Genomic DNA, 10,496 nt, shown 5'->3' on the forward strand with positions numbered 1-10,496 from the left:
GAAGTCCATGATCTGGTCGTGGCCGTTCTGCGGGGCAAAGACAAACAGGTTGTCGCCTCTGACCGCGTTCGGCCCCACGACCGCGGCGTCGCCCCACATCAGGTCTGGGCTGCCCAGGCCGCTGACCAATGTGTCGTTGCCGGCGTGGGCGTCGCCCAGCAGCTCCTGGCCGTCGCCATACATCCTGTTGTTCGGGTGATAAGGATCAGCGCCGGTGAGATTTGGGGCGCCGACAAGCAGGTCGTCGCCGCCATGCGCACGGTCTTTGAGCGTGTAGGCGTCGCCGTACATCACCCCGCCGCTTCCCGCCTGCGCCGTGAGGGTGTCGTCGCCGCCCTGTGCGTGGCCGCTCATCGTCTGCGCATCGCCGTAGAGCACCGGCTGACCGCGCCCACTGACGAATCCGGTGAGGACATCGTTTCCGCCGATGGCGTGGTCCGTCATGAGGAAGGCGTCGCCGTAGCCGACGGCGTCGAATCCCCCGGCGACCGTGATCTGATCCGCGCCGCCACGCGCGTGGCCGCTCATGGTCTCGGCGTCGCCGTAGGCGGTCTCCGCGACGCTGGCGCCAGGGGCGACCAGGAAAACGTCGTCACCGCCTTGGCCGTGACCGGCGATGGTGAGCGCATCGCCGATCAAGAACGGGGTGCCAGCGCCCGGGGCGGTCAAGGTGTCGGCGCCGCCGGCGGCCTGCCCGCCTATGGCGGGCGCGTCTCCGACGATCTCGGGGAAGTTTGCGAGTTGCTGGTCGCCGGCGCGATCGTGGTCCGCGAGCGGCGTCGTCGAGTCCCCGTAAAGGATGTCTTGGCTGATGGGCACAACGTTCCTCCAATTCAGGGCGGAGGCCTGTCCGCTGGGCGCCACGTGGGGAGGGCTGCTTCGCGCCACGTCAGCACCGTCCGCTCGCCTTTGCAGCTTCCGCCTTCTCATGCGGGTCGGCAACGTAGTGCGGGAGGGCGCGCTTGCGACGGCCTCGGGCAACCTCGCCGGCTATCTCTATGATGGCGTGATCCCGAGCAGTCCTCAGTTTTCCCTTTGGCCGGCGTCGCCTGAGCCGTTCGGCAAGGCCAGTCGGATCTCGCACCGGAGGCCTTCGGGTTCGAAGGTGAGCGTCGCCCGGCCGCTGGCGCGGGGCATCGCCTGCTCGAACAGACGCGATCCGAAGCCGCGGCGCGTGGGTTCACCGACAGGCGGTCCGTCGGTCTCCCGCCACTCGATGACGACCCAGCCCGGTTGGATCACCCACGCCAGCTTGAGCCGGCCCTGCGGTAGCGAGAAGGCCCCGTACTTGGTGGCGTTCGTGGCGAGCTCGTTCAGGAGGAGGGCGAGGGCGACCGCCGAGTCCGGCCGAACCCTTACGCTTGGACCCGACATCGGCCAGACCAGCCGCCGCTCGATATCGAAGGGACCGAGCGCGCGCTCGATCAATTCCCGAAGCTCGACGCCGGCGTCCTGGCCTTCCAACAGGAGGTCTTGGGCGCGCGCCAAGGCCTGGAGGCGCCCTACCGCCTTGTCCTGGAATTCCGGCATGTCCGTCGTGTAGCGGCCGGTCTGCTGGATGATGGCTTGGGTCATGGCCAGCAGGTTCTTGATCCGGTGCCGATATTCGTGGCCAAGGATCGTCAACTGCTCGTTCAGCGCCAGCGCCGCGCGGTGCGAGGTGGTGAAGCTCTGCATGATCCAAATGAAGACCCCGCAGATGACGAAATAGGCGACCAGCGCGATCCTCGGCGCGCCTGACAGATGCAGCACGCCGGGCGGCGCAACGAAGCTCACGTTGGCGAGAAATCCGCCGACCACGGCGGTGGCAAGTCCATTCTGCCAGCCGGCGAAGATCGTGGCGAACGCGGCGGCCAAGACGAACGTGGGGTAGGGGGCCTGATCGGCGACCAGGCCGTGCAACGCCGCTCGAATCACCCAGGCCGAGGTGACGGCGGCCGCCGCAATCATCGTCCCCAGCCACCAGACCAGCGGCCTTCGTGGAACCAGTCGCCGCATGACTCCCTCGGCTCCTGCAGGCCATGCAGCGGACCTACGCACTCAAGCTTGATCGCAACTTCGCGCCGTTCTCAGGCTCCTCGGTCTAAGGCGGGGCCGTTGCGGGCGTGCCGACCAGGCGCGTCGGCCGAAATGGACTGGACGAGGACCTCGCGACGAGCCGCACGGTCGTGCTTGGCGACGCAACCATGTGAGACCCGGCGAATTGCGATGGTGTCTGCTTCACAGGGGGCGCCGCCCGCCTGCAGGCAGAAATGGAGCGTAAGACGACCGAACGCCTAGCCTTTACGTTTCATTGTGCGGCCAAGAACGGAGCTTGGCTGGGTTTGGAGGGTCCTGTCTCGCTCGAGCCCGAAGTCGTAGCGGACCACGTCACTGCGCTCCTGGCCGGAGTGCCCGGTTGCTGTGAGGTTTCGGTATGGATCGAGCATCAGCGCATCCTGACTGCGACCAGGCCAGACGCGGAATTTTGGAATTGAATCGCCGACACGACTGTTGCGCGACCTATCGGTTGCTTAGATGCCACACAACGGCGCGCGCCGCCAAACCCGCGGAACCTATATGGATTTCCGCAGTCTAAATGGCCGGCGGCGGCGCAGGCCGCCCTTCGCTCCCACAGGCGGAATCGGTAGCGCTCCGCTGGGCCCCCGGCCCTGACACAAGCCGAGGGTTTCCTATACGTGTGAGCGATAGGCTGTCGCGTGCCGCAAACGGGTGAGGCGCGACCGCGTCAGCGTCGTCGGCGGATTTCTCGCGACTTCAACTGACGAAACGCGGTGGGGGCCAACGAGGCCCGATCACGTGGGGCGTCCGAGGGGAGGGCGATCGGGCCTCTGGGCGGAGGGGCATCCGCACATACGAGTGTAGCGTCGCACGGCGCGGCGGCCCTCGCTTTTGACGGATGCGTCGAAACTTTGCGGGGCGCGCGCCTTGGGCGTCGATCGCGCTGGCTCCTCGACGAAGCTTAGCGCCGGTTGGCGTCGCGTTCCTTGGAAGCCAGCTTGAGATCCTTCGCGGCCGCGTTGAATCGGTCCCGACTGGCGGGGGAGAGGTCAGCAGCGCCGATCACAAGGCCGCCGGTAAGCAATCCTTCGACGAAGTAGGTCTCGCCAGCATCCACCTTCAGCGTCAGATGGTCCTTGAGCTCGGGCTCTAGCTTCGCAGTGTAGGTGTGGACGCCGGGCGTTGTCGGGTGGACGAAGTAGGCGCCATTGGTGAGCTTGCCCAAGGGCTGGTCGCCCTCGCGGACGTTGAACCACTGACCCGTGCCGAGCACCGACTTCGGACGGAAGAAGACGACCTGACCTTGTCCTCGTGGCGGCGGTGGGATGGCGATGGGCCCCACAGTTTCTTGAGCCACGGCGTCAGTCGCGTGTGACGTCGCGGCGATCTCGCGCGCCGACGCGGCTTCGAGCGGCGGCAGCGTGATCGTGGCTGCCACCTTGGCGGTGGCGACGGTGCCGGGCCGAAAGACGACTTCTCCGCCCGGAACGACGATCCCGACAATGTGCAGCGGCCCGAACGCCATTCCAGACAAGCCGACGAGCTGAGACGTCTTGGAATTGTTGGAGCCGGGACGCGCCAGTTGCAGCGCATTGAGCGCGATCCGACGATGCTCGTAAGTCAGGTGACTGGCCGTGAGGACCATTTTTGCGGGTTTGCCGCCGATCTGCGGGCCCGAGGATTGGAGGACCTCGCCCACTCCTGGAGTTCCTGCAGGCAGGACGACCTTGCCGTTGACGATCAGGGGCGCCGCCAGGCGAACGGCGAATTTGTCGCCGGATTTTTGAACTGCGCTGCTGACCTGATTCACCAGCTCGACCTCGACGGGGGTTCCGGCGGCCACGTGACAACAGTCGCGCCTGGGCGGATGCGCCAAAGCTTCCGGCGGAGCGGCGATCATCAGGAGAACGGTGCGAGCGTCGCAGCAACCAGAAAGCTCGCCCTCGGCAAGGTGCTTGGCCCCTGCGGCCTCGCCGCCTTGATGAAAGGCCAAGGGAGCCTGCTCCCACCGGCCCCATCAGGCCCCTTTCGCCGAGCCTGGGGGGACTTCCGTGCGCCAATTGAGCGCCCAGTGATCATACCGACCCGAACGGTCGGAAAACATTGGCGGTTCCTGCTTCGCGGACCGCGTGCGGCCGCGGCTTCAAGGTCCGTGGCGCAGGTGGCTGCGTGGCCGGCGCCGCGAGAGCGGACGTTTCCAGTGGCAGGGAGTGTGGCGGCGAGGTGGACGCGGCCACGGCTCTGTTCCGAGGAGGGAACCCTCGGCCGCCTAAGCGGTGGCGACCGACCTCCGCGAACAGTGACGCCTATGGCGTCAGCACCACTTCTCTCGCGGCAGGACCACACCCGAGAAGAGGCCCCAGGACATTCCCGGGACCTCCTCGCCGAAGTTGACGCTAGGTTGCACAGCCTTACTCGCGTCGATTCGCGCGTTCTCAGTCGTGCGGAGTGGAGGCCGCGCCGGCGACGACACCCGTCCCGCCGCCAATCGCGGCGCCCATTGCAGCGCCCGGCGCGCAGCCGGCGGGAAGTGTCGCGAGGCAGCCGATGGCGGCGCCGACGCTGGCGCCTGCAATGCCGCCCTTCGCTGCGCGGAGGCCCGGATCCCCGTGCCAGCTTCCGTCCTTCACATACCAGCCACGATCATCAGCCGGGTCACTCAGCCAGTGCACGTGCTCGTCGTTCTGGTGGGCCTCGTACCAGCTGCCCTCGTGGATGACGATCTTCTGGTCCGATGGGTAGGCGTACCGTTCGTGAACCCGCCAGCAGTAGCCGTCCTGATTGCACGCCACATAGGTCTTGGTGACAGTATCGGCACTCGCCATGGTTGGCGTCATAAAGCCCGCGCCCAGAATAGAGACGGCAGAACTCAGGCCAAGGATTGCAGTGGAAATGCGCATGATGTTTCTCCTCTCGGCGTCCCTGGTCCGAACGAACACCCAGAGACGTCTCGGGTTCCGGGAGTGGATACCGCCATGCAGTCTCAAGCGTTCGTTGGCTGGCTGAGAAATACTTTATGAATGCCAGATGAACGGGCCCCCGTTGGTGTGGTCGAGCGCGGATCATTCAGGACGCGCCGCTCCGGCCGGCGGATTTCGTGCACTGGGTCGAAGGAGACGTCGGCGGGGTATCGCGGAACGACGGGCCGGCCGCAGGCGTAGTCCAGACCGGTAGGCTGCCGCCTGGCGGTCGGGTGCGGGCGGGCTCAGATGCGCCAAGCCCCCGCATCCGGCGCGAACGCGGGGGCTTGCTGACCCAGGCCCCTCGGCCTTCGGAGGCCCGAGTCCTAGTTTCAAACCGGAGGGGTCGTCTTCGTTTCCGCAAAGAGGTGAGGCCCCATCTGGGCTGCCGCAGGTCCGCGCTGGCGCCGCTCAGAATTCAGCGCGGTGCGCCGGCGCTCGCAAGCATCTCCGCCTTCGTCTGCGAGCTCACGACGCGGTCGCGGGTCAGGCTCAGCGTGGAGGGCGAAACGCCGACGAGCTTCCCGTCAATCTTGACGACCACGTTGATGTCGCCCTCCCGCGTCTCGGCCGCGGACTGAACGACGCCGACCTGGACGCCCGTCCGGTCGATAACGGGGGCGCCGGGCGGAAAGGCCGGAGCAGGCGGCGCGGGCTTGGAGCCCGGCGGCCCGACTGCTGTCGGGGACGCAGCCGCTTGCTGCTCCGCCGCGAGCGCCGCTGGGGCGATACAGGTCATGAAGACGATGATCAGGGGTCGAAGCATGCAGGCCTCCGCCGAACAGAACGTGCCGACAGCCTGCAGGTTCGGTGACGCTTCAGAGCGCCGGGATGGGGTATCCGCGCGGAATCGGCTGGCCGAAGACGTTCGGAGCCTCCCCGGCGCCGGCGGAAGGGCCCGGCGCGACCGCATGTGTCGGCCTGCCCCGCAACTGCTTCGCTTCCGCTGCGAGGAACTCGGCGGCGGCTTGCGCCAGGATCTTCGCCTGTTCGGCCACGACGCTCCTGGTTGGAACGCGCCGGCTCCAATGGCCGGACGGTCCGCACACGTACATAACAGGAACGCATCACTTTGGCCGCGCCCACAGTAAATTCGAGGCCGGCGTTCGCCGAAACGCCATGCAGATCGATTGATCTTCCGGCGGGCTGGCGGGCCAGACGGGAGATGAGTGATGGATGAGGCACAAAGCGGAGCCGGTCCGCGTGCCGGAGCAAGGGAGGCGCCCCAAGCTGCGTGGCGGGAGCCACGCTCAGAGCAGCGAGTTGAACGAGCGACGGTCCGGGCGGCGGCTGAGCCGCGCAGTTTTGGGCAGCCGCCTAGCCAGAGCCCCTTGGCCGACGCGGCCGCGCTGCCCCTGGCCGTTCAGGCTCGGCATCTGGAGTTGCTCAGTCGGCGCGGTCACGCGGTGGCTGATTACTGGAGCGAACTTGCGCACGCCCGACAGCCGGGCGACCTCGTCAATGCGAGTGCGAACTACTGGTCTCGCCTTTTGGACGATTACATGCGCGCCGCCGCCGGCGATGCCCAGGTGGCGCAAGACGTAGTCGCGATCCAGCGCTCGCAATAGGGCGGTCTGCCTAGGTTCTCCTCGCCCTTTTGGCAAACGACGGCCGCGGCGCAGCCGCCGCTACCGGGCCGGCACACATGCGCCGGTACACGTGCAGTGGGAGCGCCGACATCGCGGCGCGGCCGACGGTCGCCATGCAAGCGTAGCGTCGTTCAAAGTTTCCTTCGCCGGGGATCTCATTGGCTTCGGTCGAAGCTGGGGCTCAAGCTTGCTTCAACCCCTAGCGCTGGCGGGCCTGCGGCGTTACATGTAGCGCATGGCGATTGCACGTTCAGGAGCCGCGCGAGTGCAGCGGCGGCGCGACAAGCTGAAGGCCGCGGGACTGCGGCCTGTCCAGTTCTGGGTGCCTGACACGCGCGTGGCAGGCTTCAACGAAGCGTGCGCCCGCCAGGTCGCGCTCATCCGGGCCTCGGAGTCTCCCGAGAGCCGCGCCTTCGACGAGGCCTGGGAAGAAGCCGCAGATACGGCCGGGTGGACGCCCTGAAACGAGGTGATCTCGTCACGGTGGCGCTGCAAGGCGATCAGGGCAAGCCGCGCCCGGCGCTGGTGGTGCAGAGCGACCATTTCGCGGCGCTGCCAGGGGTGACGGTCCTGCCGATCACCAGCACCTTGCTTGACGCGCCGTTACTGCGCGTCGACATCGAGCCAAGCCTCCAGAATGGCTTGGCCAAGCGCTCGCAGATCATGGTGGACAAGCCGCAGACCCTGCATCGCAGCAAGGTGGGCGGAGTCATCGGTCACCTGGAACAGTCGACGCTGCTGACGGTTAATGGCGCCTTGGCCTTGTTCTTCGGCCTGGGCTGAGCGCGCAAACCGGCCTCAAGCTGAGCCTTATTTCGCATAATTTCCATTATCCGCGAATGCGACGCATTCGCGGATTGAATCGCGGGCCATTGGCCAAGACGCCCCCGCGCCTGCGCACGTCTGCGCTAGAACGCCAGCCGCGTCGTGATGATCAGCTGGCGGTCGTAGGTCGGCGTCAGCGCCGGGGTCGTCGTCAGCTTCGGCGCGACCGCGACCTGGTAGCCCACGCCGACGATCGCCTTGAGCCGGCCAGCGATCGGGAAGCGGCCGAAGACGACCCCCGGGGTCAAGAACACCTGGGTCTTGCCGCCGCGCGGGCCGTCGGTCCAGTGGGTCGTGTTGACCTCGAACTCTGGCCAGAAGACCTCGCCGACGTGGTACTGGAAGGCCACGTTGGAGATGATCGATTTGCCGATTTGGTCCTCGTGCGACAACGGAAAGGCCGCGCCCAGCGTCGTCTGGATACTGAAGCGGCCCCAGCCCTTGCCGGCCGCCAGCGTCGGCGTGATCACCCAGGCGTCGTTGGTGAAGGCGGTCGCACCCGTCGGAGCCTGGACACCGAAGAAACCCGTGACGATGTAGTTGCCGTTCTGCTCGTTGGCGCTGATCAAGCGCTGCTTGATCAGCAGCACGGGATCGTCGCCGAAGCCCTGCGCCGGCTTCTTGACGCTGCGGGTCTCGTACGGAGGCAGGTTGAGGATGATCTCGTTGCTCGTGGTGGGGATGATCTCAAGGCCCTTGCCCATCCCGTAGTTGTCGAGGTGCGCGCCGTTGCCGGCCTGCTGAAATCCGGCGTCGAAGCGAAACTCCTGCTCAAGCCGGGGCGTGACCGTGGCGACGGGCGTGATCCAGTGCGGCTGGCTGGCCTGGGCCTGCGCCACGATCGCGAACCAGCGATCGACCCAGCTTCCCTTCGTCGTCGCCCCGGTGTTTGCCGTGTCTGATGCCGCGGCAGGCGCGGCGTCATCCGCTTTGGCCACGCCCGTCAGGCCGAGTGAAATCACAAGCGCCGCGCTCACGGCGCTGACCGCTTTCCTCATGTCGCCCCCGATATGTAACCGAATTACATAACGTGGGCCTTTCACGGGAAAATACAGATTATGCGAGTGAAAGATATTTCACTGTAACGCCCGCCTTGGGGCGCCGACACACAATCCATCGACACTTCATATCCGCTGAAGGTCTTGGAGATTTTGCCGTGGGCGTCTTGAAATCAGGAGCGTGCTCAGCCCTGGCGACACGCCAGTGGGCCGCGATGTTCAGCGCGTCCGCGATTTTGCTTGCGACCTGTGCGGCTTGCGCCGCCACACCTAGCTATAATCTGGGTCACCTGCCGCAAGCGGAGATGGCCAAGGTCGAAAGCGCTTGCGGGATGGTGGCGCGCCTGCCGGACGGCTCATACTACGACTACTATGTATGCGAAGAGAGCCTGTCGCGCTCCCTTGGCGCGAGGATTAAGGCAGTGCAGATCGGCCAGGTCCGGCAGGACTGCCTTGCCGCCGGCAACGCGCCGGGCTCGCTCCCGCTCAGCCTCTGTGAACTCGGCGCCGCTCCAACCGCGGCGCGCGCGTCATTCGGAAGGGATTCCGTCACGCACCCCCCCTCCTCGGAGCAAGGCAAGAAGATCGAGCTTTCCAGCCGAGAAAAATTGGCGTGCGCAGACATCGGGCTGGACCCGGCGGAGCCGACGTTCCAGCAATGCGTCGCCGACCTGGACTCTGATCTGTTCGCGGCCCGACATCCCGCCGACTAAGGTCGTCCCGGAGAAGCGTGCGAATTACCGGGCGGCCACGAGCCGGCCGCTGGCGGCGGCCCCCGTCCATCCGCCGCCGAGGGCGCGAACGAGGTTGACCGTGGCCTGCAGCCGGCGGCTGCGGACTTCGACGCCTCGGCGCTGGGCGTCGAGGGCCGCGGTCTGGGCCGTCACCACTTCCAGATAGTTCACAGCGCCCTCCTCATAGCGGGTCTGGGCGACCGCCTGGGTTCGGGCGGCGGCCTGGATGGCGGCGTCCTCGGCCTGGGCCTCCTCGCCGAGGTGGTTGAGGGTGGCAAGCTGGTCCTCGACTTCCTGGAAGGCGTGCAGGACCGCCGCCTCGTAGACCGCATTGGCGCCGCGCAGGTCGGCCTGTGCCTTCTGCACCCGGGCACGGCGCAGGCCGCCGTCGAACAGGCTGAGCGCCAGCTGCGGCCCCAGCATCCAATAGGTGTTGCCGGGGGTGAGCCAGTTCGCGAGCGCCGTGTTCTGCCACCCGCCGGCCGCGGCTAGGTCGATCTGTGGGTAGAAGGCCGCTCGGGCCACGCCGATACGGGCGTTGGCGGCGAACGCGCGCCGCTCCGCCGCGGCGACATCGGGCCGACGCTCGAGCAGAGTCGAGGGCACGCTGGCGTTCACCTGCGGCAGCTTCAGGTCGAGATCGGCAGGCGCGATTGCGAAGCTCGACGCGGACTCCCCCACCAGCGCGGCGATGGCGTGCTCGTAGATGGCGCGCTGGGCGGCGATGTCCGCGGCTTCGGCGCGGGTCGACTGAAGCAGAGTCTCCGCTCGCCCAACGTCGAGCGAGGAGACGATCCCATCCTCGTAGCGGGCCCGCGTCAGGTCCAGGCCACGACTATAGGCGGTGATCGCGTTGCGCGTGAGCGCGGTTTCGCGGTCCAGCGCGCGCAGCCGGACGTAGTCGTCGGCGAGTTGGGCCGCGAGGCTGAGCTTCGCAGATTCTAGGTCCGCCGCGCTGGCCTGGGCCTCGGCGCGGCCCGAGGCTGCGAGGTTGTGCAGGCGACCCCACAGGTCGAGCTCGTAGCCGATCGAGCCGCCCAGGGTGTCCGCCGAATAGAGGTCCGGCTGGTTCGCCCCACGCAGCGGGCGGTTGTCGGACTGGCGGTTGCGGCTGACTTGAGCGCCCATGCCGAGACTCGGCGCGCCGAGGGCCTCGGCCTCGCGCGCCAGGGCTCGCGCGCCGTCGTGGCGGGCCAGCGCCTCGGCCAGTGTGGGATTGGCGCCCTTCAATTGCGCTTCCAGCCGGTCAAGCTGGGGGTCGCAATAGGCGCTCCACCAGGCCTCGCGGGGCGCCGCATCCTGCGGCGCGGCTTCGGTCCAGGGTCCCTGCTCCTTGAAGGCTGCGGGCGTCGCGACCGTCGGCGGTGCATACGCCGGCGCTAGCGAGCA

Annotated in this window: 11 protein-coding genes and 1 pseudogene; 4 read left to right on the forward strand and 8 right to left on the reverse strand. The window is 67.3% G+C overall.

What is annotated here, in order from left to right; all coding sequences use genetic code 11:
- From VJS38_RS11115 to VJS38_RS11140, 6 genes and pseudogenes are all read right to left on the reverse strand, one after another.
- A pseudogene (locus tag VJS38_RS11115) lies at window positions 1–819 on the reverse strand (hypothetical protein); the annotation flags it as partial.
- Window positions 820–1,023: 204 nt separating this feature from the next.
- Entirely contained in the window at window positions 1,024–1,998 is a 975-nt protein-coding gene (locus tag VJS38_RS11120) for a sensor histidine kinase (protein ID WP_324088213.1), read from the reverse strand.
- A gap of 964 nt (window positions 1,999–2,962) precedes the next feature.
- Window positions 2,963–3,994, reverse strand: a complete 1,032-nt coding sequence (locus VJS38_RS11125; RefSeq protein WP_324088214.1) for a hypothetical protein — start codon at window positions 3,992–3,994, stop codon at window positions 2,963–2,965.
- 442 nt (window positions 3,995–4,436) lie between these two features.
- Window positions 4,437–4,901 (reverse strand): hypothetical protein, encoded by a 465-nt coding sequence (locus VJS38_RS11130; protein WP_324088215.1) that lies wholly within the window; start codon window positions 4,899–4,901, stop codon window positions 4,437–4,439.
- 478 nt (window positions 4,902–5,379) lie between these two features.
- Window positions 5,380–5,727 (reverse strand): hypothetical protein, encoded by a 348-nt coding sequence (locus tag VJS38_RS11135; RefSeq protein ID WP_324088216.1) that lies wholly within the window; start codon window positions 5,725–5,727, stop codon window positions 5,380–5,382.
- Window positions 5,728–5,779: 52 nt separating this feature from the next.
- Window positions 5,780–5,959: a hypothetical protein gene (locus VJS38_RS11140; RefSeq protein WP_324088217.1), complete on the reverse strand. Its 180-nt coding sequence runs from the start codon at window positions 5,957–5,959 to the stop codon at window positions 5,780–5,782.
- Between the two features lie 333 nt (window positions 5,960–6,292).
- Here VJS38_RS11140 and VJS38_RS11145 point away from each other — a divergent pair, with 333 nt between their 5' ends.
- From VJS38_RS11145 to VJS38_RS11155, 3 genes are all read left to right on the forward strand, one after another.
- Window positions 6,293–6,529: a hypothetical protein gene (locus tag VJS38_RS11145; RefSeq protein ID WP_324088218.1), complete on the forward strand. Its 237-nt coding sequence runs from the start codon at window positions 6,293–6,295 to the stop codon at window positions 6,527–6,529.
- A 286-nt stretch (window positions 6,530–6,815) separates the two neighbouring features.
- Window positions 6,816–7,013 (forward strand): antitoxin MazE family protein, encoded by a 198-nt coding sequence (locus tag VJS38_RS11150; protein ID WP_324088219.1) that lies wholly within the window; start codon window positions 6,816–6,818, stop codon window positions 7,011–7,013.
- Window positions 7,001–7,333, forward strand: a complete 333-nt coding sequence (locus tag VJS38_RS11155) for a type II toxin-antitoxin system PemK/MazF family toxin (RefSeq protein WP_324088220.1) — start codon at window positions 7,001–7,003, stop codon at window positions 7,331–7,333. The genes VJS38_RS11150 and VJS38_RS11155 overlap by 13 nt, the downstream gene beginning before the upstream one ends.
- 125 nt (window positions 7,334–7,458) lie before the next feature.
- Here VJS38_RS11155 and VJS38_RS11160 read toward each other — a convergent pair whose 3' ends face one another.
- Window positions 7,459–8,352, reverse strand: coding sequence for a hypothetical protein (locus VJS38_RS11160; RefSeq protein WP_324088221.1), 894 nt, complete (start codon window positions 8,350–8,352; stop codon window positions 7,459–7,461).
- A 179-nt stretch (window positions 8,353–8,531) separates the two neighbouring features.
- On the opposite strand from VJS38_RS11160, the gene VJS38_RS11165 reads away from it, so the two are divergent.
- Window positions 8,532–9,086, forward strand: coding sequence for a hypothetical protein (locus VJS38_RS11165; RefSeq protein ID WP_324088222.1), 555 nt, complete (start codon window positions 8,532–8,534; stop codon window positions 9,084–9,086).
- A 24-nt stretch (window positions 9,087–9,110) separates the two neighbouring features.
- On the opposite strand, the gene VJS38_RS11170 is transcribed toward VJS38_RS11165, so the two are convergent.
- On the reverse strand, window positions 9,111–10,496 hold a 1,386-nt coding region (locus VJS38_RS11170), incomplete at its 5' end, for an efflux transporter outer membrane subunit (RefSeq protein ID WP_324088223.1).

Source organism: Phenylobacterium sp., from assembly GCF_035276905.1.
Lineage (GTDB): Bacteria > Pseudomonadota > Alphaproteobacteria > Caulobacterales > Caulobacteraceae > Phenylobacterium.